Annotated in this window: 23 protein-coding genes; 18 read left to right on the forward strand and 5 right to left on the reverse strand. The window is 62.3% G+C overall.

Annotation, left to right across the window (positions count from 1 at the left end; all coding sequences use genetic code 11):
* Positions 1-2 precede the first annotated feature (2 nt).
* From algK to ACQRBT_RS04285, 11 genes are all read left to right on the forward strand, one after another.
* Positions 3-1,544, forward strand: a complete 1,542-nt coding sequence (gene algK, locus ACQRBT_RS04235) for an alginate biosynthesis TPR repeat lipoprotein AlgK (RefSeq protein WP_412047575.1) — start codon at positions 3-5, stop codon at positions 1,542-1,544.
* Positions 1,541-3,028, forward strand: coding sequence for an alginate export family protein (locus ACQRBT_RS04240; protein ID WP_412047576.1), 1,488 nt, complete (start codon positions 1,541-1,543; stop codon positions 3,026-3,028). The genes algK and ACQRBT_RS04240 overlap by 4 nt, the downstream gene beginning before the upstream one ends.
* A complete protein-coding gene (gene algG / locus ACQRBT_RS04245; protein ID WP_161548236.1) occupies positions 3,028-4,596 on the forward strand; it encodes a mannuronan 5-epimerase AlgG in 1,569 nt (522 codons plus the stop codon). The genes ACQRBT_RS04240 and algG overlap by 1 nt, the downstream gene beginning before the upstream one ends.
* 11 nt (positions 4,597-4,607) lie before the next feature.
* Complete coding sequence (locus ACQRBT_RS04250; protein WP_060753932.1) at positions 4,608-6,056, forward strand: alginate O-acetyltransferase; 1,449 nt, start codon at positions 4,608-4,610, stop codon at positions 6,054-6,056.
* A gap of 8 nt (positions 6,057-6,064) precedes the next feature.
* Positions 6,065-7,174 carry a mannuronate-specific alginate lyase gene (locus ACQRBT_RS04255; RefSeq protein WP_060753874.1) on the forward strand — a complete coding sequence of 370 codons (1,110 nt, stop codon included), beginning with the start codon at positions 6,065-6,067 and terminating at the stop codon, positions 7,172-7,174.
* Between the two features lie 199 nt (positions 7,175-7,373).
* A complete protein-coding gene (locus tag ACQRBT_RS04260; protein WP_104995563.1) occupies positions 7,374-8,906 on the forward strand; it encodes an MBOAT family O-acyltransferase in 1,533 nt (510 codons plus the stop codon).
* 11 nt (positions 8,907-8,917) lie between these two features.
* A complete protein-coding gene (locus tag ACQRBT_RS04265) occupies positions 8,918-10,099 on the forward strand; it encodes an alginate O-acetyltransferase (RefSeq protein ID WP_161548237.1) in 1,182 nt (393 codons plus the stop codon).
* A 16-nt stretch (positions 10,100-10,115) separates the two neighbouring features.
* The gene (locus ACQRBT_RS04270) at positions 10,116-10,772 is read left to right on the forward strand and encodes an alginate O-acetyltransferase AlgF (protein ID WP_198760490.1); all 657 of its coding nucleotides are present in this window, start codon (positions 10,116-10,118) and stop codon (positions 10,770-10,772) included.
* 150 nt (positions 10,773-10,922) lie between these two features.
* Positions 10,923-12,374, forward strand: coding sequence for a mannose-1-phosphate guanylyltransferase/mannose-6-phosphate isomerase (locus ACQRBT_RS04275; protein WP_060753878.1), 1,452 nt, complete (start codon positions 10,923-10,925; stop codon positions 12,372-12,374).
* Positions 12,375-12,629: 255 nt separating this feature from the next.
* On the forward strand, positions 12,630-13,094 hold the full coding sequence (locus ACQRBT_RS04280) for a multidrug transporter (protein ID WP_205344562.1): 465 nt from the start codon (positions 12,630-12,632) through the stop codon (positions 13,092-13,094).
* Positions 13,095-13,107: 13 nt separating this feature from the next.
* Complete coding sequence (locus ACQRBT_RS04285; RefSeq protein WP_090366655.1) at positions 13,108-13,920, forward strand: SDR family oxidoreductase; 813 nt, start codon at positions 13,108-13,110, stop codon at positions 13,918-13,920.
* On the opposite strand, the gene ACQRBT_RS04290 is transcribed toward ACQRBT_RS04285, so the two are convergent.
* The gene (locus ACQRBT_RS04290) at positions 13,917-14,774 is read right to left on the reverse strand and encodes a LysR family transcriptional regulator (protein WP_244697580.1); all 858 of its coding nucleotides are present in this window, start codon (positions 14,772-14,774) and stop codon (positions 13,917-13,919) included. The genes ACQRBT_RS04285 and ACQRBT_RS04290 overlap by 4 nt on opposite strands.
* A 111-nt stretch (positions 14,775-14,885) precedes the next feature.
* Between ACQRBT_RS04290 and ACQRBT_RS04295 the strand changes: the two genes are divergently transcribed.
* The 6 genes from ACQRBT_RS04295 to ACQRBT_RS04320 all read left to right on the forward strand — a co-directional run bounded on the left by ACQRBT_RS04295 (position 14,886) and on the right by ACQRBT_RS04320 (position 20,852).
* Complete coding sequence (locus ACQRBT_RS04295) at positions 14,886-16,076, forward strand: MFS transporter (protein WP_412047577.1); 1,191 nt, start codon at positions 14,886-14,888, stop codon at positions 16,074-16,076.
* The gene (locus ACQRBT_RS04300; RefSeq protein WP_060753883.1) at positions 16,073-16,474 is read left to right on the forward strand and encodes a hypothetical protein; all 402 of its coding nucleotides are present in this window, start codon (positions 16,073-16,075) and stop codon (positions 16,472-16,474) included. The genes ACQRBT_RS04295 and ACQRBT_RS04300 overlap by 4 nt, the downstream gene beginning before the upstream one ends.
* Positions 16,475-16,711: 237 nt before the next feature.
* Positions 16,712-18,064: an efflux transporter outer membrane subunit gene (locus tag ACQRBT_RS04305; RefSeq protein WP_412047583.1), complete on the forward strand. Its 1,353-nt coding sequence runs from the start codon at positions 16,712-16,714 to the stop codon at positions 18,062-18,064.
* Positions 18,064-19,194 carry an ABC transporter permease gene (locus ACQRBT_RS04310; RefSeq protein WP_411985745.1) on the forward strand — a complete coding sequence of 377 codons (1,131 nt, stop codon included), beginning with the start codon at positions 18,064-18,066 and terminating at the stop codon, positions 19,192-19,194. Before ACQRBT_RS04305 ends, ACQRBT_RS04310 begins: the two co-directional genes overlap by 1 nt.
* Before the next feature lie 6 nt (positions 19,195-19,200).
* Positions 19,201-19,953: an ABC transporter ATP-binding protein gene (locus tag ACQRBT_RS04315; RefSeq protein ID WP_412047578.1), complete on the forward strand. Its 753-nt coding sequence runs from the start codon at positions 19,201-19,203 to the stop codon at positions 19,951-19,953.
* Positions 19,950-20,852 (forward strand): HlyD family secretion protein, encoded by a 903-nt coding sequence (locus ACQRBT_RS04320; protein WP_411985746.1) that lies wholly within the window; start codon positions 19,950-19,952, stop codon positions 20,850-20,852. Before ACQRBT_RS04315 ends, ACQRBT_RS04320 begins: the two co-directional genes overlap by 4 nt.
* Before the next feature lie 35 nt (positions 20,853-20,887).
* Here ACQRBT_RS04320 and ACQRBT_RS04325 read toward each other — a convergent pair whose 3' ends face one another.
* From ACQRBT_RS04325 to ACQRBT_RS04340, 4 genes are read right to left on the reverse strand one after another with little or no spacing between them, the layout of a single operon-like run.
* Positions 20,888-21,748 (reverse strand): efflux RND transporter periplasmic adaptor subunit, encoded by an 861-nt coding sequence (locus ACQRBT_RS04325; protein WP_060753888.1) that lies wholly within the window; start codon positions 21,746-21,748, stop codon positions 20,888-20,890.
* Positions 21,749-21,758: 10 nt separating this feature from the next.
* Positions 21,759-21,959, reverse strand: a complete 201-nt coding sequence (locus ACQRBT_RS04330) for a DUF1656 domain-containing protein (protein WP_060753889.1) — start codon at positions 21,957-21,959, stop codon at positions 21,759-21,761.
* Positions 21,949-24,138 carry an FUSC family protein gene (locus ACQRBT_RS04335; RefSeq protein WP_412047579.1) on the reverse strand — a complete coding sequence of 730 codons (2,190 nt, stop codon included), beginning with the start codon at positions 24,136-24,138 and terminating at the stop codon, positions 21,949-21,951. Before ACQRBT_RS04335 ends, ACQRBT_RS04330 begins: the two co-directional genes overlap by 11 nt.
* A 10-nt stretch (positions 24,139-24,148) precedes the next feature.
* Positions 24,149-25,660 carry an efflux transporter outer membrane subunit gene (locus ACQRBT_RS04340; protein WP_244697574.1) on the reverse strand — a complete coding sequence of 504 codons (1,512 nt, stop codon included), beginning with the start codon at positions 25,658-25,660 and terminating at the stop codon, positions 24,149-24,151.
* A gap of 182 nt (positions 25,661-25,842) precedes the next feature.
* On the opposite strand from ACQRBT_RS04340, the gene ACQRBT_RS04345 reads away from it, so the two are divergent.
* Positions 25,843-26,805 carry a LysR family transcriptional regulator gene (locus tag ACQRBT_RS04345; protein WP_060753892.1) on the forward strand — a complete coding sequence of 321 codons (963 nt, stop codon included), beginning with the start codon at positions 25,843-25,845 and terminating at the stop codon, positions 26,803-26,805.
* The last annotated feature ends 73 nt before the right edge of the window (positions 26,806-26,878 follow it).

Genomic DNA, 26,878 nt, shown 5'->3' on the forward strand with positions numbered 1-26,878 from the left:
ACATGCCTGTGAACCCAATATCAAAAACAACACGATCCCTGTGGGACCGGGCTTGCCGTGGCGAGGGAGCTTGCTCCCGCTCGACTGCGCAGCAGTCGTCGACTTTTTGGGGGCGCTTCGCACCCCAGCGCAAGCAAGCTTGCTCGCCACAGCAAGCCCCCTCCCACCTGGGTTCGCTGGCCTTGCTGGCTGTTGCGGTGAGCCTGGCCGGTTGCGCCGGCCTGCCCGACCAGCGCCTGGCCAACGAAGCCTTGAAACGTGGCGACACCGTCACCGCCCAGCAGAATTACCAGCAACTGGCAGACCTGGGCTACAGCGAGGCCCAGGTAGGCTTGGCCGATATCCAGGTCGGCACACGCGATCCGGCGCAAATCAAACAGGCCGAAGCCACCTACCGTGCGGCGGCGGACACCTCGCCCCGCGCCCAGGCCCGTCTCGGTCGCCTGCTGGTGGCCAAGCCCGGCAGCACCGAAGCCGAACAGCATGAAGCCGAAGGGCTGCTGAAAAAAGCCTTTGCCCATGGCGAAGGCAACACCCTGATCCCGCTGGCGATGCTGTACCTGCAATACCCGCACAGTTTCCCGAACGTGAATGCCCAGCAGCAGATCAGCCAATGGCAGGCTGCCGGTTACCCCGAAGCCGGTCTGGCCCAAGTGCTGCTGTATCGCACCCAGGACACCTACGACCAGCACCTGGATGATGTGGAACGCATCTGCAAGGCCGCACTGAACACTACCGATATCTGCTACGTCGAGCTGGCCACGGTCTATCAGAAAAAGGCCGAGCCGGAGAAACAAGCCGAGCTGCTCAAACAGATGGAAGCCGGCTACAGCCGTGGCACCGTCACCGCACAACGCGTCGACAGCGTCGCCCGTGTGCTCGGCGACGCCAGCCTCGGCCAGCCGGACGAAAAAACCGCCCAGGCGCTGCTGGAGAAGATCGCCCCCGGCTACCCCGCGTCCTGGGTCAGCCTGGCGCAGTTGCTCTACGACTTCCCTGAACTGGGTGACGTCGACCAGATGATGAAGTACCTGGACAATGGCCGCGCTGCCGATCAGCCGCGTGCCGAATTGTTGCTGGGCAAGCTCTACTACGAAGGCAAGTGGGTACCGGCCGACGCCAAGGCCGCCGAAGCCCACTTCGAAAAAGCCGTGGGCAAGGAAGTCGCCGCCGATTACTACCTCGGCCAGATCTACCGTCGTGGCTACCTGGGCAAGGTCTACTCGCAAAAAGCCCTGGACCACTTGCTGACGGCTGCACGCAACGGCCAGAACAGTGCCGATTTCGCCATCGCCCAGTTGTTCTCCCAAGGCAAGGGCACCAAGCCCGACCCATTGAACGCCTATGTCTTCAGCCAATTGGCCAAGGCCCAGGACACGCCGGAGGCCAACGAATTGGCCACCCAGCTCGAAGCCCCGCTGACGCCTGCACAACGCGCCGAAGGCCAACGCCTGGTGCAACAAGAACTGGCCACCCGCGGCACCCTGGCCCAGAGCACGCTGCAACTGCACGCCCTGCAAGAAGACGGCGAGGAATCCCTATGAAGCTCAATCCATTCGTCAAGGCCGGCATTGGCCTGACCTTCGCCCTGCTCTGGTCATGCCCGACCCTGGCGGCGCTGACCGAAGCCAAGAACTTCGGCCTGGAAGTGAAAATTACCGGCCAGTCCGAAGACGACCGCGACCTGGGCACCAAGCCCGGCGGTGACGTCAACGGCATCGGCCTCGACCTGCGCCCGTGGGTCTATGGTGAAAGCGGCGCGTGGAGCGCCTATGCGATGGGCCAGGCCGTGACATCGAGCGACATCATCGAGACCGACACCCTGCAACAGTCCTCCGACGACGCCACCGAGCAGTCGAGCAACGACGACCGCAAGACCAAGAAAAACTACCTGGCCCTGCGCGAGTTCTGGGTCGGCTACAGCGGCTTCACGCCCTACCCTGGCGAGATCCTCAAGCTGGGTCGCCAACGCCTGCGCAACGACGACGGCCAATGGCGCGATACCAATATCGAGGCGCTGAACTGGACCTTCGACACCACCTTGCTCAAGGCCAATGTCGGCGCCGCCGAACGCTTCAGCGAATACCGCACCGACCTCAAGGAACTGTCACCCAAGGACAAGGACCGCCAGCACTTCTACGCCGATGCGTCCTACCAGTGGACACCGGGCCAGTGGATCGGCATACGCGGGCACCACACCCATGACGATGGCAAGCTCGACTACGCCGAACCCGGCGTGGCTACCGACCCACTGGACAAGCGTGAAAACGGCGACCTGACCTGGCTCGGCCTCGAAGCCAACAGCGACGCCTATAACTGGCGTAACACCAACACCGTCAACTACTGGGCCAGCATCACCGGCATGCAAGGCAACCGCGACACGGTCAACGCGTTGAATGCCGACGGCACCCGCCCGGGCAACGCCAAGCGCAGTGATGACGTGAACGGCTGGGCCACCGATATCGGTGTGCGCCTGCGCCTCGACCCGCAGTGGCAAGTCGGTGCAGCTTATTCGCGCGCCAGCGCCGAATACGAGCAGAACGGCCTGCAGAGCAACCGTTCGAACTGGACCGGCACCCAGTCCCGCGTGCACCGATTCGGCGAGGCGTTCCGGGGTGAGATGAACAACATGCAGTCCATGAGCCTGTTCGGTTCCTGGCAATTGCGCGAGGACTATGACGCCAGCCTGGTCTACCACAAGTTCTGGCGTGTCGACGGTAACAAGCCGGTGGGCAGCAACGGTATCGACGCCGTGCAGAACAACACCGATGACGTGACCGGCGCAATCTTGTCCAGCACTTCCCTGCCCCTTGAAGACGGCAAGAAAGACCTGGGCCAGGAGATGGACCTGGTGGTCACCAAGTACTTCAAGAAGGGCCTGCTGCCGGCCGCGTTGAGCCAGTCGATCGATGAACCATCGGCCCTGGTGCGCTTTCGTGCAGGCGTGTTCAAACCGGGCGACGCCTATGGCAGCCAAGTCGACTCGTACATGCACCGCGCCTTTGTCGACGTGATCTGGCGATTCTGATGGGAGCCTGCGCAATGAATGCTCAAAGCCTACTCGTCGCCGCAATGCTGCTGGCCAGCGCCCCGGCGTTTGCCGATTCGGCGGCCAAGGCGCCGACCATCGCCAAAGGGCTGCAACAGGCCAAGACCTACACCATTTCCAGCCCGCCGACCGCACCGCTGGAAATGGCCAAGCCCGCCTTGCCGGACCTGAGCGGCTACACCGCTGCGGCGCTGGAAAAGAAAGTCGTACGCAGCAAGCCCGGCAAGATCAGCATCCGTCGCATGATGCAGGAAGACGCGCTCAAGGATTTCATCGGCGGTGACAACAAGATGGCCGAATGGGTGGTGCGTCAGCACGGCATTCCCCAGGCGATCTTCGTCGATGACGGCTACATGAACCTCAAGGACTTGCTCGGCAAAGTACCCAAGCAGTACTTCAGCGAGACCTCGCCGGGTGTGTTCCTGGCCAAGCTGCCGATCGTGGTCGGGCGTAAAGGCATCCTCGAAATCGACCGCAAAACCCAGGAGCTGCGCCTGTCCCAACAAGCCGGTGCGTTCCTGATCAACGACGGGCAGCTGTTCGTGCGTGATACCAGAATCACCGGGTGGAATGAAAAGACCAACGGCCCGGCACTGTTCCAGTCACCCAAGGAGTTCCGTCCGTTCCTGCTGGCCTGGGGCGGTACCGAGACCTACGTGGCCAACAGCAAGATGGCCAGTTTCGGCTACGCCAACAGTAAGTCGTACGGGGTGAGTATTTCCCAGTACACCCCGAACATGGCCAAGGTGCTCAAGCGCCCGGAACCGACCGGCTGGATCATCGATTCCGAGTTCTCGGACATGTGGTACGGCTTCTACTGCTATGAAACCACGGGTTTTGTCATCAAGGGCAATACCTACAAGGACAACATCGTCTACGGCATCGACCCCCACGACCGCTCCCATGGCCTGATCATCGCCGACAACACCGTGCACGGCACGAAGAAGAAGCACGGCATCATCATTTCCCGTGAGGTCAATGACAGCTTCATCTTCAACAACCGCAGCTACGACAACAAGCTCTCGGGCCTGGTGATCGACCGTAACAGCGTGAACAACCTGATCGTCGACAACGAGATCTACCGCAACCACACCGACGGCATCACCCTCTATGAGAGCGGCGACAACCTGTTGTGGGGCAACAAGGTGATCAGCAACCGTCGTCACGGCATTCGCGTGCGCAACAGCGTGAACATCAAGCTCTACGAGAACACGGCCATGGCCAACGGCCTGACCGGCGTGTACGGCCACATCAAGGATCTGACCGACACCGACCGTGACATCGCCCTCGACCCGTTCGACGCCAAGGTCTCGCTGATCGTGGTCGGCGGTGAACTGGCGGGCAACGCCAGCGGGCCGCTGTCCATCGACTCGCCGCTGAGCGTCGAGCTGTATCGCGTGTCGATGCTGGCACCGACCAAGTCCAGCGGCATCAGCTTCAACGGCGTGCTGGGCGATCGCCAGGAAGAAATTCTCGACCTGCTGGTACGCCAGCAGAAAGCCGTGCTGATCGACCCTGTCGAACGCCAGACCGAAATGCAGGATTGAGGATGACCCTTATGCACCCACACATGATCAAACTGCTGAGCCTTTCGGGTCTGACCCTCGGCCTGCTCGCGGCCAGCCAAGGCGTACGCGCCGACGAACTGAAGGCCCCGACCTTCACCGCAGAACCCTGCTGCAGCCTGTGCCCGGCCGCGCATGACGCGAAGAACTACACCACGCGCTACCAGCAGAACTTCACCACCCTGGTGCAAGCCCAGGGCGATTGGCTGTTCCGTACCCAGGAAGATTTGCGCACCGAATTCGACACCACCCCGGCCGGTTACAAGCGCATGCAACAGCTGCACGATGCGTTCAAGGCCAAGGGCGTGGAGCTGGTATTGGTCTACCAGCCGACCCGTGGCCTGGTAAACCGCAACAAGCTCAACCCCGAAGAGAAAGCCAAGTTCGATTTCGACAAGGCGTTGGGCAACTACAAGAGCATGCTCGGCCGTTTCGCCAAGATGGGCTTTGTAGTGCCGGACCTGTCGCCGTTGACCAACGAGCAACTGCCGGATGAATTGCCGGCCCACGACTTCTACTTCCGCGGCGACCAGCACTGGACCCCGTACGGCGCCCAGCGCACCGCGAAAATAGTCGCCGCCAAAGTGCGTGCGATGCCTGAGTTCGCGGATATTCCCAAGCGTGAATTCGAAACCAAACGCTCCGGACGCATGGGCAAAACCGGCACCCTGCACAACATGGCCGGGCAACTGTGCGGCACCAGCTATGCAATCCAGTACATGGACCAGTTCACCACCGAGCCCAAGGGCGAAGCGGGCGACGGCGATTTGTTCGGTGACTCGGGCAACCCGCAGATCACCCTGGTGGGCACCAGCCACAGTGGCAAGAACTACAACTTCGCCGGCTTCCTGGAACAGGAAATCGGTGCCGACATCCTCAACGTCGCCTTCCCCGGCGGCGGCCTGGAAGGCTCGATGATCCAGTACCTGGGCAGCGATGAATTCCAGAAGAGCCCACCCAAGATCCTGATCTGGGAATTCTCGCCGCTGTATCGCCTGGACCAGGAAACCATCTACCGCCAGATGATGGCGCTGCTCGACAACGGCTGTGAAGGCAAGACCGCGCAGATGAGCACCAGCACCACGCTAAAACCCGGCAAGAACGAACTGCTGGTCAACAGCGCGAACAAGGACCTGCGTAACAGCAGCCATCAGGTGGATATCCGCTTCGCCGATCCGTCGGTGAAAACCTTGCACGCCACCCTCTGGTACATGAACGGGCGCCACGAGGACATCAAGATCGAGAAACCCGAAACATCCGATACAGACGGGCGTTTCGCCTTTGAACTGCGCACCGATGAAGACTGGGCCTCGCAGAACTTGCTGGCCGTGGAAGTGCAGGGGCCGGAAGCGGGAGCTGCCGCGCAAAAGGTCGAAGCGAAAATTTGCACACGCAACGTATTCCCAAGCGGTGGTCAGCAGACCGCCCAACTCGGGAAGTGAGGTGACTTATGCAAAAACTATGGATTCCCTCGTTGCTCGGCCTGGCGATCTTCGCAGGCTCGGTCAACGCCGCCGCCCCGCTACGTCCGCCCCAGGGCTATTTCGCACCGATTGAAGCGTTCAAGACCGGCGACTTCAAGGAAAACTGCGACACCATGCCGACGCCCTACACCGGGCCGCTGCAATTTCGCAGCAAGTACGAAGGCTCGGACAAGGCTCGCGCCACGCTGAACCTGAAGTCCGAGCAGGCCTTTCGCGACAGCACCGCCGATATCACCAAGTTGGAAAAAGACACCAGCAAGCGCGTGATGCAGTTCATGCGTGACGGCCGCCCGGAACAACTCGAGTGCACGTTGAACTGGCTGGTGTCGTGGGCCAAGGCCGATGCGTTGATGTCCAAGGACTTCAACCACACCGGCAAATCCATGCGCAAATGGGCATTGGGCAGCATGGCCTCGGCCTATGTGCGCCTGAAGTTCTCCGACTCTCACCCGCTGGCCAACCATCAGCAGGAATCGCAACTGATCGAGGCGTGGTTCAACAAGCTGGCCGATCAAGTCGTCAGCGACTGGGACAACCTGCCGCTGGAAAAAACCAACAACCACTCCTACTGGGCCGCCTGGTCGGTGATGGCCACGTCCATCGCCACCAACCGCCGCGACCTGTTTGATTGGGCGGTGAAGGAATACAAGGTCGGCGTGAACCAGGTCGACGACCAGGGCTTTTTGCCCAACGAATTGAAGCGTCAGCAGCGGGCCCTGTCGTACCACAACTACGCCCTGCCGCCGCTGTCGATGATCGCCAGTTTTGCCTTGGTCAATGGCGTGGACTTGCGCCAGGAAAACAACAGCGCGCTCAAGCGCCTGGGCGACAAAGTGCTGGCCGGCGTGAAAGACCCGCAGATCTTCGAACAGAAGAACGGCAAAGAGCAGGACATGAAGGACTTGAAGCAGGACATGAAATTCGCCTGGCTCGAACCCTTCTGCACCCTCTACACCTGCGCCCCGGATGTACTCGAGCGCAAGCACGGGATGCAGCCCTTCAAGACTTTCCGCCTGGGCGGCGACCTGACCAAGGTCTACGACCCGACGCATGAAAAAGGCAACAAAGGCAGTTAGCGGCTGATCGTTCCCACGCTTTGCGTGGGAATGCAGCCAGGGACGCTCCGCGTCCCAAAAGCGGACGCAGAGCGTCCAGTGAGGCGTTCCCACGCAGAGCGTGGGGACGATAACAAAGATCACAACCTCCCCTCGAAATCGTGGGGGGGTTTGGGGGGGCTCTGGCCCTTGACTGTTGGTTAAACATGGAGAGATCGGGATGGTTTTCTCGTCCAATGTGTTCCTGTTTCTGTTCTTGCCGATCTTTCTCGGCTTGTACTACTTGAGCGGGCAACGCTATCGCAACCTGCTGCTGCTGATTGCCAGCTACGTGTTCTACGCCTGGTGGCGAGTGGACTTCCTGGCGCTGTTCGCCGCCGTCACCCTGTGGAACTACTGGATCGGCCTCAAGGTCGGCGCCGCCGGTGTACGCACCCGGCCGGCACAGCGTTGGCTGCTGCTCGGAGTGGCCGTCGACCTGTGCATCCTCGGCTACTTCAAGTACGCCAACTTCGGCGTCGACAGCATCAATGTGATGATGAAGTCGATGGGCCTGGAGCCGTTCATCCTCACTCACGTGCTGTTGCCGATCGGTATCTCGTTCTACATCTTCGAGTCCATCAGCTACATCATCGACGTGTACCGCGGCGACACCCCGGCCACGCGTAACCTCATCGACTTTGCCGCGTTCGTGGCGATCTTCCCGCACCTGATCGCCGGCCCGGTCCTGCGTTTTCGCGACCTGGCCGACCAGTTCAACAACCGCACCCACACCCTCGATAAATTCTCCGAGGGTTGCACCCGGTTCATGCAGGGTTTTATCAAGAAGGTGTTCATTGCCGACACCTTGGCGGTGGTGGCCGATCATTGCTTCGCCCTGCAAAACCCCACCACCGGCGACGCCTGGCTCGGCGCGCTGGCCTACACCGCGCAGCTGTACTTCGACTTTTCCGGCTACAGCGACATGGCTATCGGCCTGGGCTTGATGATGGGTTTTCGCTTCATGGAAAACTTCAAGCAGCCGTACATCAGCCAATCGATCACCGAGTTCTGGCGACGTTGGCACATCAGCCTGTCCACCTGGTTGCGCGATTACCTGTACATCACCCTGGGCGGTAACCGCAAAGGTACGCTGACCACCTACCGCAACCTGTTCCTGACCATGCTGCTCGGCGGCCTGTGGCACGGTGCGAACATCACCTACATCGTGTGGGGCGCATGGCACGGCATGTGGCTGGCGATTGAAAAAGCCATCGGCCTCAACACCGCACCCCGCAGTTTCAACGTCATCCGTTGGGCCTTCACCTTCCTCCTGGTGGTGATGGGCTGGGTGATCTTCCGCGCTGAAAACCTGCACGTCGCCGGGCGTATGTACGGCGCGATGTTCAGCTTCAACGAGTGGTCGCTGTCGGAACTCAACCGCGCCAGCCTCACCGGCCTGCAAGTGGCAACCCTGGTGGTGGCGTACGCCACGCTGGCGTTCTTCGGCCTGCGCGACTTCTACGCCAACCGCCCCGCCGAGAAAACCCGCCCGGCCGACCCGAGCCTGATCAAGGCGGTGCCGGGCGACAACCCAGGCAGCATCCACCAGCCCGGCTTCACCGTCGGCCGGGATGCCGCCGTGCAACCGGCCTACTGGACGGCTGACTGGCCACGCTACGCCATGCGCGCGGCGGTGCTGCTGCTGTTCGTGGCGTCGATTCTCAAACTGTCGGCGCAGAGTTTCTCGCCGTTCCTTTACTTCCAATTCTGAGGGAGCCGACCATGACCCGCTCATTGCGCATCCTCTACATCAGCCTGTTCCTGGCGTTGCTGCTGGCCCTTGGCGCCTGGTCGCTGCGCAGTTTCTTCGGCTTCAGCACCAATGCCGACGCGACTGTACTCAACGGTCGCTGGACCAAGGCCGTCGAGACCCACTACGACGACGAGTTCCCGATCAAGCGCCTGGGCACCAACCTCTGGGCCGCGCTGGACTACAAGCTGTTCAACGAAGGTCGCAAGGGCGTAGTGCTCGGTCGCGATCACTGGTTGTACAGCGACGAGGAGTTCAACCCCAGCGCCAACGAAGACCAGAACCTGCAAGACAATTACGCACTGGTCGAAGGCGTGCGCCAGAAGCTCAAGGCCCAGGGTATTCAACTGGTGATGGCGATCGTGCCGGCCAAGGTGCGCCTGTACCCGGAACACCTGGGTGAGGTGAAACCTGCGAGCATCCACGCCAATCTGTACCAGGACTTCCACGCCCACGTGGCCGCCGACAAGATCATCGCCCCCGACCTGCTGGGCCCGCTGCAACAGGCCAAGCTCGGCGGCAAGCAAGTGTTCCTGCGCACCGACACCCACTGGACACCGGACGGCGCCGAAGTCGCGGCCAAACAGCTGGCCAAGGTGATTGCCGACAAGACCCCGCTCAGCGGCGAACCCCAGCGCTTCGTCACCGAAGCCGAAAGGACCGAGCCGCATAAAGGCGACCTGCGTCTGTTCCTGCCGCTCGACCCGTTGTTCGAAAACCTGATGCCGCCCAAAGAGCCACTGCAAAAACGTGTCACTCATCTGGCTGAAAACAAAGGTGACGATGCGTTATTCAGCGACAGCGAAACCCCAGTGGCCCTGGTCGGCACCAGCTACAGCGCCAACCCCAACTGGAACTTCGTCGGCGCGCTCAAGCAAGCCTTGCACAGCGACGTGATCAGCTACGCCGAAGACGGCCACGGCCCGATCCTGCCGATGCTCAGCTACCTGAAAAGCGACGACTTCAAGAACAGCCCGCCGCAAGTGCTGATCTGGGAGTTCCCTGAACGATATCTGCCCGTCAACAACGAAATCGGCGATGCCGACCCGCAGTGGGTTGCGCAGCTTAAACAAGCCGGTTCGCGCCAACAAAACATGGCACTCAACACCGTTAAAACCCAGAAATCCGAGATGCCCGACCGGGCGCAAAACTGAAAGAGAGGTAACTCACATGACTTTCACTACTACTCCTCGTCGTCTCGCCAAGACCCTGGCCCTGGCTGCCGGTATGAGCATCGTCTCGATGTCCGCCTTTGCCGGTGGAGACGCGGCGCTTTACGGCCCGACCGCGCCAAAAGGCTCGAGCTTCGTACGTATCTACAACGCGTCCAACCAAGAGGTCAGCGCCACCGTCGGCGCGACCAACCTGAGCGATGTCGCACCACTTTCCAGCAGCGACTTCAGCTTCATGCCCGGCGGTGACTACAGCGCCAAGGTCGGCAGCCAGACCGTGCCGGTCAAACTCGCCCCGGACCACTACTACACCTTGGTCAACAGCAGTAGCGGGCAGCCGCAATTGATCGAAGAACCACCGTTCAAGAACAAGCAGAAATCCCTGGTACGCGTGCAGAACCTCAGCGACAAGGCTCTGACCCTGAAAACCGCCGACGGCAAGACCGACGTGGTCCAGTCGGTGGCCGCCAAAGGCCGTGGCGAGCGTGAGATCAACCCGGTGAAAGTCAGCCTGGCGTTGTATGACGGAGACAAGAAAGTCGGCGATGTGAAGCCGGTTGCGTTGGAACGTGGTGAAGCGGCGGTGCTGTATGTGACGGGCTCCGGCTCGAGCATCTCGCCAGTCTGGGTGAAACGCCCGGTGTCGACCCGCTGATTAGATTCTGAAATTGACGCTCCCCCTGTGGGAGCGGGCTTGCTCGCGAATGCGCAGGTTCATCAAACGATGTACCGACTGACACGCCGCTTTCGGGAGCAAGCCCCCTCCCACAGGCTCTGACCCATATCGATTCAAGGAGAAACACCCATGATCCCAGTAATTCTCTCCGGTGGTAGCGGCTCACGTCTTTGGCCGCTTTCGCGTAAACAGTTCCCCAAGCAATTCCTGGCCCTGACCGGCGAACACACGTTGTTCCAGCAAACCCTGGAGCGCCTGGTGTTCGAAGGCATGGACACCCCCATCGTGGTCTGCAACAAAGAGCACCGCTTCATCGTCAATGAGCAACTCAACGCCCGCAACCTGGAAAGCCAGCGCATCCTGATGGAGCCGTTCGGGCGCAATACCGCACCGGCCGTGGCCCTGACTGCGATGATGCTGGTCAATGAAGGCCGCGACGAACTGATGCTGGTGCTGCCGGCCGACCACGTCATCGATGACCAGAAAGCCCTGCAACGCGCCCTGGCCCTGGCGACCGTGGCCGCCGAGCGGGGCGAAATGGTGCTGTTCGGTGTACCGGCGACCCGCCCGGAAACCGGCTACGGCTATATCAAGTCCACCAACGACTCGCTGCTGCCTGAGGGTGTGAGCCGCGTGCAACAGTTCGTGGAAAAACCCGATGAAAAACGGGCCGTGGAGTTTGTCAAAAGCGGCGGTTACTTCTGGAACAGCGGCATGTTCCTGTTCCGCGCCAGCCGTTTCCTCGAAGAACTGAAAAAGCACGACCCGGACATCTACGACACCTGCGTACTGACCCTCGAGCGCAGTGAGCAGGATGCCGACACCGTGACGTTCGACGAAGCCACCTTCGCCTGCTGCCCGGACAATTCCATCGACTACGCCGTGATGGAAAAAACCCAACGCGCCTGCGTCGTGCCGCTGAGCGCCGGCTGGAGCGACGTGGGTTGCTGGGCCTCGCTGTGGGCGGTCAACGATAAAGACGCCAACGGCAACGTGAGCAAAGGCGACGTGGTGATCCAGGACAGCCGCAACTGCATGGTGCATGGCAACGGCAAGCTGGTGTCGGTGATCGGCCTCGATAACATCGTGGTGGTGGAAACCAAGGACGCGATGATGATTGCCCACAAGGACAAGGTCCAGGGCGTCAAGCAGATGGTCAACACCCTCAATGAGCAAGGCCGCAGCGAAACCCAGAACCACTGCGAAGTCTATCGTCCGTGGGGCTCCTACGACTCGGTGGACATGGGCGGACGCTTCCAGGTCAAGCACATCTCGGTGAAGCCGGGCGCCTGCCTGTCGCTGCAAATGCACCACCACCGCGCCGAGCACTGGATCGTGGTCAGCGGCACCGCTGAAGTCACCTGTGACGAGAACGTGTTCCTGCTTTGCGAGAACCAGTCCACCTACATCCCGATTGCCTCGGTGCACCGCCTGCGCAACCCGGGCAAGATCCCGCTGGAAATCATCGAAGTGCAGTCGGGCAGCTACCTGGGCGAGGACGATATCGAGCGGTTCGAAGATATCTACGGACGCTCGACGCCGGTTGAACGAGGTGTTTCGGTGAAAACTATCGCGCAGTAAAACAGTCGTACAAGAAGCCCTCGCCCAGCCGACTGCGTCCCCTATCCGCAGCCGGTTGGGCGGGGGCTTTTTCTTTGGGGCCTTCAGTGTCCCCATCGGGAGCAAGCCCCCTCCCACATTTTGATTTGTGAACACATTCAAGTGTGGGAGGGGGCTTGCTCCCGATGACATCAGCCCAGGCAACATCGCACTCAAGCACCCCAAACCCACCTACGCTTAAGTTAGGATGCTCGTTCCCTATTCGAGGTGGTCTCCATGTTCTTCGGCGTTCTCCTGATCATCACCTGGCTGATCCTGCTGCTGCGCTACCCCGCCAAGGCGCTGCCGGTTTCCCTCGCCGCCGCTGTCGGCCTGGGGTGCGTGGCGATCTGGGTGGTGTGGCTGGATAACCGCGAAGCGTCGCAATTGGCGCGCCTGGAGCTTCGTATCAGTTATGCGCCACAAGACTGCCAGGCTGACCGCCCGTTGAAGCTGACCCTGAAGAACACCAACGACGTACCCCTGACCGAACTGCGCTGGCGCGTGGCCGCCTATGCACCCGGCGACACTGTCAACCTGGCCGACAACGTCTACGCCGCTCCACGCTATCGCGGCCCCGGCGAACTGCAGGCTGGTGAGATCTGGGAAGACTGCCTGCCCACGCCGCCGCTACGCCCCGGCTACCGCCCGCAAACCCTGGAATTTCGCGCCGAGCATCTGCAAGGCAGTTTCTCGGACTGACAAAGGACTGATCATGCCTAATGTACTCATCACCGGTTGCTCCAGCGGCATTGGCCGCGCCCTCGCCGACGCGTTCAAGAGCGCAGGCTACGAGGTGTGGGCCAGCGCCCGCCGCCAGGACGATGTGACCAGCCTGGCCGCGGCCGGCTTCAATGCCGTGCCGCTGGACGTCAACGACAGTGCCGCCTTGCAGCGCCTGGCCGAACAACTGGGCGAATTGGATGTGCTGGTGAACAACGCCGGTTATGGCGCCATGGGCCCCTTGCTCGATGGCGGCACCGACGGCCTGCAACGCCAGTTCGAAACCAACGTTTTTTCCATCGTCGGCGTGACCCAGGCGCTGTTTCCCGCCCTGCGCCGTCGCCAAGGCCTGGTGGTGAATATCGGCAGCGTATCGGGCGTGTTGGTGACCCCCTTTGCCGGTGCGTACTGCGCATCCAAAGCCGCCGTGCATGCCTTGAGCGATGCACTGCGCATGGAGTTGGCGCCGTTTGGTGTGCGGGTGATGGAAGTCCAACCGGGAGCGATCAACACCCGTTTCGCCAAAAATGCCGGCGCCCAGGCGGAGCTGTTGATCAACGAACAATCGCCGTGGTGGCCGCTGCGCGAGGGCATTCGAGCGCGCAGCCAGGCCTCCCAGGACAAGCCGACCCCCGCCGATGTATTCGCGGCGGATGTGCTCAAGGCGGTGCAACAGAACGAACCACCACGCTTGTTGCGTTCGGGCAACGGCAGCCGGGCGTTGCCGTTGATGGCCGCGTTGTTGCCCAAGGCGCTGCTGGAGAAAATCCTGATGAAACGCTTCGGGCTGACGCGGACGCTCTAGCCTTTCATAAAATCAATAAACGCCCGCACCTTCTGCGGCAAATGCCGCGTATCCGGATACATCGCATAAACCCCTTGCGGGGCAAAGCGATGGTCCGGCAACAAGTGCACCAAGCGCCCCGACTGCAGATCGTCTTGCACCAGCCACTGCGGCAGCACCGCGACACCGTGGCCTCGCACGGCAAAGGCCTGGAGCACGGCGGCACTGTCGGCGACCAGTGCCGCCGGGCCGATGCGATAGGAGTGCGGGTCACCGGTCGGTCCGGTCACGTTCAACTCCGTCAGGCGGCCATGCCCCAGCTTGGGCAAGCGCTCCAACTCGTCCAGGGTTCGAACCCCGGCAAACGCTGGCGCTGCAACCGCCAATACCTCGTAGGTCGACAGCTGCACGGCGCGGTGATTGGAGTCCGCAAGGCGCCCCAGCCGGATCGCCACGTCAAAACGCTCCGAAATCAAATCGGCGTGAGTGGACGATGTGGATAAGTGAATATGTAAGTCCGGGTGCAGTCGACGGAACGCCTCGACCGCCGGGGCGACCACGGCCAGCGCATAGTCCACGGTCGTGGTGATACGCAGCGTGCCCTTGAGCTGGGCATGTTCCGAACGGGCATCCTCGATCGCCAGCTGTGCTTCCTGCAGCACCCGCGTGCAGCGCTGATAGAAGCGCTCGCCGGCGTCCGTCAGCGCCAGTTGTCGGGTATTGCGAGTGAGCAGGGTGACGCCCAGTTCGGCCTCCAGGCGCTTGAGGTTGAAACTGACCACGGCACGGGTCTGGCCCAACAGGTCGGCGGCCGCGGTGAGCGAGCCGGCCTCTACCACGGCTTTGAAGGTGTCGAATCGGTCCAGGCTGACCATGGGCAAACCCCTCATTTGTCAAAATATTTTTGACAAACTAGCAGGCAAACCGGCGTATTCCAAAGTGAACACCTGGCCTACCCTGCCCGCCTCACTCGCAGGATCACGTTCATGAACTACCGCTCGAAAGTCGCCTGGATCTTTTTGCTGGGCTTCGCCCTGGACCTGGTGAACATGTTTGTCGCCACCGTCGCCTACCCGGATATCGCCCGCCAGTTACAGGCTTCGGTGACGCAGCTGGCGTGGGTCAGCAACGCCTACATGCTCGGCCTCACGTTGATCATTCCATTGAGTGTGTGGCTGGCGGCGAGCCTGGGCGAGCGCACGCTGATTGCGAGCAGCCTGCTGTTGTTTGCCGGGGCTTCGGTAATGGCCGGCCAGGCAAGCTCGATCGAAGCGCTGATTGGCTGGCGTGCGTTGCAAGGCTTGGGTGGCGGGCTGCTGATTCCGGTGGGGCAAGCGATGGCTTATCGGCAATTTCCGGCAGCGGAGCGCAGCCAACTGACGGCGCGGGTGATGTCGGTGGCGTTGCTGGTGCCGGCACTGTCGCCGGCGCTGGGCGGGCTGATCGTCGACAGCGTGTCGTGGCGCTGGATCTTCTATGCCAACCTGCCGCTGGCGCTGGTCACCGGGTTACTGACCATGCTGTGGATAAAACCTGACGTGCCGACCGCCGTGCGCCCGGCGCTGGACATCGGCAGTATTTTCAAACAAGCCGGCAGCCCGATGCTGCGGGTGGCAATGCTGGTTTATCTGTTCATTCCCGGCGTGTTTATCGGTACCAGCCTGATCGCCATTCTCTATTTGCGCAGCCTGGGTTATGACGCAACACGCACTGGCGCACTGATGCTGCCGTGGGCGCTGGCGTCGGCGCTGGCCATTTTCCTCAGCAAAAAACTGTTCAATCGTTGCGGCCCCAAACCCTTGTTGCTGATGGGAATGGCCCTGCAATGCAGCGGCATTCTCTGCCTGAACACCCCCGAACCCAGCGTGATTATTGCTGCCTATGTATTGATGGGCCTGGGTGGCAGCCTGTGTAGCAGCACCGCACAAACCCTGGCGTTTCTGGATATTCCCGCCGCACATATGGGCCACGCCAGCGCCTTGTGGAACATCAACCGGCAAATCAGCTTCTGCCTTGGCGCCGCGGCGCTCAGTGCGCTGTTGTCGGCCTTGGATTCTTTCGCGACAACCTTCACGATAGCCGCAGCCCTGACCGTGCTGCCCGTCTTCGCAGTGTCACGCCTGGATACGTCCAGAGTCCGCGCACTGCTTCATCCTGCCAGTGAGCGACAGCCATGAATGATTACCGTATTTTTTTCGACGAAGTGATCCACACCCACATCCAGATCGAGCAATGGTTTGCCGGAGTGGCGCCTGAAGGAACATTGCCGAGCCTGCTGGCGCGCTTCTCGCCCGAATTCAGCATGGTGGCACCCGCCACCGGCGCCAGGGTGAATGCGGCCGGGGTCAATGCGCTGTTCACGCGCCTGGGTGGCATGCGTCCAGGGTTGAAAATCACCCTGAGCGAAATGACCGGGATTGATCAACACGCCAACGGTGCGACAGTCACTTACCGCGAGCTTCAGATCGATGACAGCGGTACCCGGACGGATCGGCGGGCCACCGTGGTGTTCGAGAAGCAGGCCAGCGGTGCGCTGCTATGGCGGCACCTGCATGAAACCTACTGCCAGGCGTGACTCCAGGGTCATTCATTACAGAGCAATACAATTTTGCTACAACCCTGAACGGGCGCTTTGCGTAAAGTTGCGCCCTGATTCCTGACTCAACAAACACCTCGCCCCTATCCGGCTGGTCGTTGATCGAAGTCCGCATCGATCCTCTAAAACAGTCCTGGAAGCTTCTGGGTGAAACCAATCAAGCCTTTTAACCTTTCGCGCTCTTGCCGGACGTTATGCTCACTGTCACTGCTGTTGATGGTCACGACCGGCTGTTCAGTCGCCCCCTTGCCGGCCTTGAAACCCACCCCACCCGAAGCGTGGCGCAACGCGCCGCCTCCCGGGTCGCCGCTGGCCCCCGACCTGAACCAGTGGTGGCGCGCATTCAATGACCCCAAGCTGGATGCGCTGGTGGCGCGAGCCCTGCAAAACAACCTGGATGTCGCCGCCGCCGTCGAGCGCCTGCGGGCCGCGCGGGTATTGCGCCAACATGCGCAATCGCCGTATCTGCCCTCGCTGGGGATCAAGACTCACGATGCGATCAGCCCTGATACCAGCACGTCTTACTTCCTGATCGGCTTTGACGCGCAGTGGGAACTGCCGTTGTTTGGTGCCGGACAAAGCGCCGACCGCGTGGCCCAGGGTAACGAGGCGCGCATAGTTGCCGACTTGCGCAGCGTGCAGGTGTCGCTGGTGGCTGAGGTTGTGCGCCAATGGATCGAACTGCGCTCGGCGCAACAGGCAGAACGCGCGCTGCTGAGCGTGCGCGACACCCAGCATGAAAAGCTGCAACTGTTGCAGGTGCGTCAGCAACTCACACTGGCGCCTCAGGGCGATGTGGCCGGCGCCGAGGCTGAACTGGCGCAGACGGAGATGCTGCTGACCGAGCCACGGCAACTGATCAACAGCCATGCGCAACAATTGGCGCTACTGACCGGGCAACCGGAACCCGACGCGGGTTGGCTGCAACCCGGCTCCGCTCCCACACTTGGCCAACGGCAACTCAACGGCCTGCCGGCGGACCTGTTGCGCACACGTCCGGAAATTGCCGGCGCCGAGGCCGAGGTGTTGATCGCCGCCGGTGAACTCGGGTTGAGCCGTGCCGATATGTACCCGCACCTGAGCCTGGGCACGTCGTTGCAGTGGTCGCTGAATATTGCCAGCAATCGCAAGCACACGCCCAGCGGCAACAGCATTTTCTCGGCCGGGCCCGGGATCAGTATCCCGCTGTTCGACTGGGGCCAGCGGGCCGCCGCCGCCAAATCCAGGAATCATCAGATGAAGGCCGCCGTGCTGGCGTATCGGCAAGCGGTACTGCAAGGCGTTGCCGAAGCCGAAATCGCCTTGGGCGACCTTGAGCAACTGCGTCTGCGCGAGCAATCGGCCAAACAGGTCTATGCCGCGACACATAGCCGCCTGGAAGCGGCGCAACAGCGCGTCCACCTGGGTTTGATGAGCCCGCTGGAACTGACGGGCGCCCAGGTGGAAGCGCTGCGCGCCAAGCAACAGGCCGACAACGCGACCACCCAAAGGGATGTCGCCTACGTCGCGCTTTACAAGGCGCTCGGTGGCGCGCCGTTACCGGCGACCACGCTTAAGGATGCTGACTGATGGTGGCGCTTGCCCGTTTGACACTGGTGCATGAGTGGCGCCGCTTCCTGCCCGCGATCATCGCGGTAGGCTTTGCAGGTTTGCTGCAGTTGCTCCAGACGGCCCTGGTACTGGGCATCTTCGGCAGTGCCAGTGTGTATATCACCGGCTCCACGGCAGACCTTTGGGTCGGTTATCCCGGTACGCAAAGCGTCAACCTCGGGCGGCCGATCAATGCCGATGTAGAAATGCGCCTGCGCATGGATGCCGATATCCAGCGGGTGGAGTCGTTCCGCTGGGTGGATGCCGATTGGCGCGGTGCACGCGATACCGGTGGCGTGTCGGTCTACGTCTGCGGCATTGATGCCGGGCCCCAGGGCCTGATGTTTGAACGGACCTTGCCACCCCTGCTGCGTGCCCGCCTGGATGAGCCCGGCGCCGTGATCGTGGACCGCGCCGACCTGGACAGCCTGGGCGTCAAGCTGGGGGATAGCGCAATCATCAACGGCCAGCGCGTGCATGTGGTCGGCGTTACCAGCGGCCTGCGTGCGCTGGGCGGGGTCAACGTGCTGGCATCGCTCGCCACGGCGCAACAACTCGACGCCACCGCCACGGCGGACCGCATGACGTACCTGGTCGCCAAAGTGCGCGACCCGAGCCAGGCCGAAGCCGTTGCCGCGCGCCTGGGCGGCGGTGCCGGGTTCGGCAACTACGCAGTCTGGAGCGCCCAGCAGTTCGCCCAGCGCTCGCAGATGTACTGGATGTTCGACACGGGCGCCGGTGCAGGCGTGTTGTTTCTGGCAGGCATCGTCTTTCTGGTCGGCGCCGTGATCACCAGCCAGACACTGGTGGCCGCCATTGTCGGTTCGATCCGCGAGTACGCAACCCTGAATGCCCTTGGCGTGGGGGTCAATGCCCTGCGCAAAGTGGTGATGGAACAGGCGTTCTGGGTCGGGGCGCTGGGGTTGCTCGGCAGTTCGGTGCTGGCGGGGCTGTTCTTTGTCATGGCGGCGCACTACAACGTGCCGTTGCAACTTTCGCCCGGCGCGGCTCTGGCGTGCGTGCTGCTGAGCATGATCCTGGCACTGGTGTCGGGCCTAGCGGCCATCCGCACCTTACGCCACGCCGACCCGGCAAGCCTTCTGAGATAACTGCCCATGAGCCTCTCGACATCGGCAACCGCCATCACGCTTCAAGCCCGTGGTATCAGCAAGTCGTTTACTTCGGGCCGGATCGTGACGCCCGTGCTGCACGATATTTCCCTGGCGATACGGCCAGGGGAACTGACCCTGATCTCAGGCCCGTCCGGTTGCGGCAAAAGTACGCTGCTGGCGATCCTCAGTGGTTTGCAACGCCCCGACCAGGGCAGCGCCACCGCATTGGGGCAAGACCTGGCAAGCCTGGACAACCAGGCACTCGAGCGTTTTCGCCTCAAGCACACCGGCTTTGTGTTCCAGGGTTTCAACCTGTTCCCGGCCCTGACCGCACTGCAACAGGTCGAACTGCCGTTGAGCTACCTGGGCCTGTCTCACAAAGAAGTACGCCAGCGCGCCATCGCGGCCCTGGAAGAAGTCGGGCTCGGTGCGCGCATGAAGCTGCGCCCGGCCGAATTGTCCGGTGGCGAAAAGCAACGTGTCGCCATCGCCCGTGCCGTGGCCAAAGAGCCCGAACTGCTGTTCGCCGACGAACCGACCAGCGCGCTCGACGCCGCCAACGGCCATATCGTGATCGACATTTTGCACAGGATCGCACGCACACACGGGACCACGGTGCTGTGTGTCAGCCACGACCCGCGTCTGATCAGCAGTTCCGACCGGGTGCTGAGCATTGAAGACGGCCGCATCCTGAACGATCACTCCCAACCCTTCCCACCCGCCAAGCTGGCCGGTGCCCAGGAACATTTTGTATGAACTCGCGTTCGCTTCGCCCATGGCTGGTTCTGAGTAGCGCACTGTTGTTGCTCGCGGGTTGCTCCCGTGAAGATCAACCGGCAAACCCAGCCGCATCGGCCCCCAGCTACCTGGCGGTCGCCCGTGGCCGCATTGACGTGGAAGGCGGCCTGCTCAAGCTCGGCTTCACTTCCGACGCGGTGGTTAATGAGATCAAGGTAAAAGAAGGTGAGCAGGTCAAAAAAGGCCAACTGCTCGCCACCCTGGACAGCGAGCTGCAACAACTGGCGGTGGGTGCTGCACTGACCGGGCAACAACAGGTGCAGGTACAAGCCAAACAACTGGCCAGGCAGCTCAAGTTCGCCGAACAGAAGGCCAAGCGCCTGACATTGGCCGCCGGAGCAGGCGCCGGCGACCAGCAAAGTGCCGATGAGGCCCACGAGGCGGTCGAGCGGCTGCGTGACGAGAGCGAAACCAATAAGGTGCAAGCCGACATCGCGACGAGAAAGCTCAATGCAGCACGCTACGAACTGACCCGGCGCAGCCTTCGCGCGCCCATCGATGCCGAAGTGGTCCGTCGCCTGATCCAGCCCGGCGCGGCGGTCTCCGCGCAGTCCGGTGCGGCCTTCGTATTGTTGCCGAACCAGCCGCGTATCCTACGTGCCGAGCTGAATGAGTCATTTGCCGGCGTGGTCACCCCCGGCATGCGGGCCGAAGTGACGGATGACAGCGGCATTGGCTCGGCACCGCTGTCTGCCCATGTAGTGCGCATCAGTGCGGTGCTGGGCAACAGCACCCTTGAAGACGACGCCCAGGTGCGGGCCAACATGCGTACGGTCGAATGTATCCTGGCGTTCGACCAGCCCCCGCCGGCGTCACTGCGGGTCGGTCAACGCATGCTGGTGCGGTTCGGCCCGTAGGCGTTTGCCTGGGCAGGCCGTGCAACGCGGCCTGCTCAACGGGTCGTCGGGTTGACGATCACCGTGCAGGTGATGCCTGCCGCCAGCAGCACGCCCTGGGGCACCTCATCGATATGAATGCGCACCGGCACCCGCTGGGCCAATCGCACCCAGTTGAAGGTCGGGTTCACATCCGCCACCAGCTCACGGCTTTCAGGGTTGTCACGATCGTAGATGCCACGTGAGATGCTTTCCACGTGCCCCTTGAGGGTCTCGCCGCTCATCAGTTGCATATCGGCTGGGTCGCCGACGTTGACGTGGGGCAACTTGGTTTCCTCGAAGAAGCCATAGACCCAGAACGAGTTCATATCCACCACGGCCATCTTGGCTTCGCCGATGCGCGCATAGTCGCCCCGATGCACATTGAGGTTGGTCACATAACCGTCGACGGCCGCGACCACTTGAGTGCGCTTCAAGTTGAGTTCGGCGGCTTCCAGTTGCGCCAGCGCGTGCTGGTAATCGGCCAATGCCGAGTCGGCAATGTTGCTGGCGTCGTCACGGTTTTCCTTGGAGATCACCAGGGCGTCGAGGTCGGCACGGCGGTGGGCATTGACCTTGCGCATTTCCCAGGTGGCTTTACGCGAGGCCACCAGCGCTTGCGCCTGTTTGACCGCGATGCGGTAGTGCTCGGGGTCAATCTGCATCAGCAGGTCGCCCTTTTTAACCAGTTGGTTGTCACGCACCGGCACGTCCACCACTTCGCCGGTCACGTCGGCGGCGACGTTGATGATATCGGCGCGCACACGGCCGTCGCGGGTCCACGGGGTTTGCATGTAGTGCACCCACAGCGTGCGGCCAATCCAGATGGCCAGGGCCAGCACCAGCAAGGTCGCAAGCAGACTGAAAAACTTTTTCATCGGGGCATTCTCAACGGTAGACGGTCAGCGCCAGGGCGCCGAACAGGCAAACGAACAGGCTCAGGCGCAACAACGCCGGGTGCCAGAAAAAACGGTACAGGTCGAACCCGGCCAGGAAGCGGTCCACGCCCCAGGCCAGCCCCGCCGCGATCAGGAACATCAGGGTCATGGTCGGCATGTAGAGGCCGTGGAACGCGATTTCACGGGGCATGCGTGACTCCTTGCGTGGCGCCCTTGAGGGCCGCCAGTGGTGATTGCGGGTCCAGCAGCGAGGTGCGGATAAAATGCAGATAGCTTTTCACCCGGCGCAGGGCCGAAGTGTCGAAGTGCGGGGCGAAAGGTTCGTCGGTGGCCTGCACGCGGCTGATGGCGTGGTCGACTGCGATCAGGCCGCGCTCCAGGTTGCTCGCGCTGGGTTGCAGGAACAGTCGCACCAGTGAGCGGCCCATCACGCGGATCGCCTGGCGCCACGGCTGGGATTCGGCATACGCCGGGTGCACCGGCAGGATCGCCTGTTCCTTGCGCAACTCGATGATCGCGTGGCCGACTTCCAGCACCACGAACATCCAGCGCAGCAGGTCGCGCTGCACCTGCGGCTGGCCGACCGCCAGGCCGTAGGCCTGGTGCAGCAGGTCGCGGGTGCGGCTTTCGAAGCTCGACGCCAGGCCCTTGAGCTTGCCGCTGATCGCATACACCACCTGTTCACGCAGGTCCTGCTCCAGGCGACGCCACAACCAGCGGCTGTTGGGCGGCAGAATGATCGCCCCCGCCGCCGCGCACACCAGCATGCCGATGACCATCGCGATGTAGTCGTTGATGAAGCTGTAGGGGTTGTAGATCGTGAGGTTGTCCGGCACCGAGCCGGTGCTGAAAAAGATCAGCAGGCCCACACCTACGCCGGCGTATTGCGGGCGTGAAGCGAGAAACGCACCGCAGATGATGACGGGGGCGAGCATCACGCACAGCAGCGGGAAACCGTCGATCCACGGGAACACAAAAAACATTTCGACGAAGCCCACCAGCGCACCGATCAAGGTGCCGCAGGCCATCTGGAACGCCATGCGCTTGGGGTTGGGCGTCGCCGCAGACAGCCCGACCGTGGCGGCGGCGATCAAGGTCATGGTTGCGCCGCTTGGCCAGGCGGTGGCCACCCAGTAACTGCCGAGTACGATCAGGATGAACGACGCGCGGATCCCGGAAGCGGCGCAGGCCAGCCAGTTGGTCTTTGGCGTATAGGGCTCGTCCCAGTCTTCCCGTGCGTGGCTGTGGTCGGCCAGGGAAGCGTGGGTCAGCGCGTAGTTGTGCAAGTCATCGACAAAGCGGTAAAGCAACTCGTAGGCGGTGTGGAAATCCAGCTGCTCAGCCTCGGTGGGTTCGCCCTCCTGGAAGGCCGCACGCAGGCTGCGCACCGTGGCCGGCAGGCCGTCCTTGTAGGCGCTCAGTTGGTTGGCCAGCCGTGCGGCGTCAGGGCTGGTGAGGGCACGGCCAGAAAAACCGTCGAGCACTTCGGCCAGGTCTTGCAAACCGGGCTTGATCGCCGCGACGACGTGGTCAGCCTCATCGGTGCGCAGCCGCGCCAGCAATTGGTGCAAGGCGTTAAAGCGCGTGGTGATGCTCATGAACTCACTGTTGAGGCGGCTGAGGCGACCATTGCGCCGCCGCATATGCGGGTCTTCGAACACGGTGACGCTGCGCAGCCCTTCCAGGCCCACGGCTTCAGCGATAAAACGCACGTTGCTGGCCTCGAAGCCTTCGCGCTGGCTGCGCCCACGCAGGCCATCGGTCACGAACAAGGCAAACACGCCGAAGCGTTGGTACAGGGCATTGCGCATTGCCGCGCTGGAGGTCTGCGGCAGGAACGCCGCGCTGACCAGCGTGGAACACAGGATTCCCAGGGAGATTTCCAGTACGCGCCATACCGCCGCCAAGAACGCGCCATCCGGGTGGGCCAGGGCCGGCAAGCCAACCATCGCCGCCGTGTAGCCCGCCAACACGAACCCATAGGCGCGAAAGTTACGGTTACGCGTCGCACCGGCCGTACACAGGCCAACCCAGATCGCCAGGGCGCCGAGGAACAGTTCGGTGTTCTGCGCAAACAGGGCGATCAGCAAGACCATCACCGCCGAGCCCGCCAGGGTGCCGAGGAAACGGTAGAAGCTCTTGGCGAACACCTGGCCGCTTTGCGGCTGCATCACGATGAAAACCGTGATCATTGCCGTGCGCGGTTGCGGCAGTTCCAGGCGCATGGCCAGCCACAAGGTGAGGAACGCAGCGATCAGCACCTTGAAGATGTAGACCCAGGTCACGCCGTCGCTGCGCGCCCAGTCGAAGAAACCACGGCGCCACTCAAGGGAGTGCAGCCAGCGCAGCGGTGCAGGCAAAGGAGTCATCACAGGCTACTCAGTGGTCAAACACGGCGAGCGCCGCCGGGGTCTTGCTCGGAAGGGTCTTGGCCGGTTGCGGCACATCGCTGCCGGCCCCGAGGCCGCCACCCAGGGCGGTCACCAGTTCGGCGTGAGCGCTCAAGCGTGCGGCCTGCACCTGTTGCTCGATCTGTTGCTGGCGGAACAGCAAGGTCTGGGCATTCAACACGTTGAGGTAATCCGTGAGGCCGCGCTGGTAGGCGATCATCGCAATGTCATAGGTTTTCCGGGCCGACGCCACCGACTGCGCGGCGAAGGCCGCCTGCTTGTCCATGGACTCGCGGCGGATCAACTGGTCGCTGATGCTTTTGAGCGCGTTGACCAGGGTCTGGTTGTACTTGGCCACGGCGATGTCATAACCGGCACTCGCCTCACCCAATTGCCCGCGCAGGCGGCCACCGTCGAAAATCGGCAAGGTGATCGCCGGGCCGACGGTGTAGTTGAATTTCTGCCCACTGAGGAAGCCCAGCGCGGTGCCACCGGTGGCCATGTAGCCGAGGCTGCCGACCAGATCCACGTTGGGGTAGAAACCGGCATGGGCGACATCGATACCCCGGGCCTGGGCGGCGACCTGCCAGCGGCTGGCGACCACGTCGGGGCGCTGGCCGAGCAATTGCGCGGGCAGGCTGGACGGCAGTTTCAACGGGGCGGCGAGGGACAGCGTCGGGCGCTGCAAGGTCGCGCCCTCTCCCGGGCCTTTGCCGGCCAACGCCGCCAACTGGTTACGGCTCAGGGCGATTTCTTCGTCCAGGGCGTCCAGTTGGCGATGGGTTTCAGGCAATGGGCTTTCGGCCTGGCTGACATCGAAGTGGGTGCCGATCCCCGCGTTCAGGCGCTTGTTGGCAAGCTCCAGGATCTGCTCTTGCTGGGCCAGGGTGGCGGCGACGATATCGCGGCTGGCGTAATGCAGCGACAGCTGGATATAGGCGCGCACGACGTTGTTCTGCAATTCGAGCTGGGCCTGGCGCGCCTCGGCGGCGCTCATGTGGGCCAGGTCGACAGCGCGTTCCGTGGTATTGCTTTCACGGCCCCACAGGTCGAGCGCATAACTCAGGCCGAGCGTGGAACTGTTGTCCCAGGTATTCGCGCCACTCAACTCGCCAGGGCCGTAGAACTGGTCCTTGGGCCAGTTGTGGCGCTTGAGAGCGGTGTCGCTGTTGACCTGCAACGACTCGGCCGACTCGGCCACCCCGGCCATGGCCCGCGCCTCACGCACCCGCGCGGCGGCCATGGCCATGCTCGGGCTGTTTTGCGTGGCACGTTCAACCCAGCGGTTCAGTTGCGGGTCGTTGTAGGCTTGCCACCATTGGGCGGTGGGCCAGTGGGCGTCCTGGACGGCGTTCTGGATGGCTTCGTCGGTGGCCAGGGTATTGGCGTTGAGGACCTGGCCTTGTGGGGCAATGCCTCCGGTTCCGATGCAGCCGCTGATTGCTAACGATAAAGCCCAAACACTGAGAGTCTTCAGCTCTCTGCTGATGCGGCACGGCACGGCAAGCGAATTCCTGAGGTGGTAATGCGGGGAAGGTGGCGCAATTCTAGGCGGCGGCATGCAGGACGATAAGCTGGTATTCCTGTGAATCTTTGTTACCGTTCAGGCGATAATCCATTGGTAGGGATCACTGGTCGGCGTAACTTTCTGTCACAATTTGTCATCTCCCCTGAGAACACTCCATGGACACTTTGCAAAACATGCGCGCGTTCAGTTGCGTCGCCGAAGCCGGCAGCTTTACCGCCGCCGCCGCGCAGCTGGATACCACCACGGCCAACGTGTCGCGCGCGGTCTCCAACCTCGAGGCCCATCTGCAAACCCGCTTGTTGAACCGCACCACCCGCCGCATCGCGCTGACCGAAGCCGGCAAACGCTATTTGCTGCGTTGCGAGCAGATCCTCGCCTATGTCGAGGAAGCCGAGGCCGAGGCCAGTGATGCGCATGCGCGCCCCGCCGGACAACTGAAAGTGCACACCATGACCGGCATCGGCCAGCATTTCGTGATCGACGCGATTGCCCGCTACCGGCGTACCCACCCCGACGTGACCTTCGACCTGACCCTGGCCAACCGCGTGCCGGACCTGCTCGATGAGGGTTACGACGTATCGATCGTGCTGGCCAGCGAGCTGCCGGATTCGGGTTTTGTATCCCAACGCCTGGGCATCACCTACAGCATTGCGTGTGCCTCACCGGACTACGTCAAGGCCAAGGGTTGCGCGCAGCGCCCACAGGACTTGCTCAACCATGCCTGCCTGCGCCTGGTCAGCCCGGTGATCCAACTGGATAAATGGACCTTCAATGGCCCTGAAGGCCAGGAAAGCGTGGCGATCAACACCTCGCCGTTCCTGGTGAATTCGGCCGATGCGATGAAAACCGCCATCACCAGCGGCATGGGCGTCGGCCTGCTGCCGGTGTACGCCGCCATCGAAGGCCTGCGCAACGGAACATTGGTCCGGGTCATGCCGACCTACCGCTCGCAAGAGCTGAACCTGTACGCCATCTACCCGTCGCGCCAATACCTGGATGCGAAGATCAAGACCTGGGTGGAATACCTGCGCGGGTCGTTGCCGGAGATCCTGGCGGCGCACCAGGCGGAGCTGGCCGCGTATGAGCTGAGCAGCGGCGTTCGCCTCGCGACTTTGTAGTGAGCGGGCTTGCCCCGCGCTGGGTGGCAAAGCCGCCCCAAACCCAGGCGCCTCGGTCCTTCTGAAATACCGC

Source organism: Pseudomonas sp. R19M, assembly GCF_050312585.1.
Taxonomy (GTDB): Bacteria; Pseudomonadota; Gammaproteobacteria; order Pseudomonadales; family Pseudomonadaceae; genus Aquipseudomonas; species Aquipseudomonas palleroniana.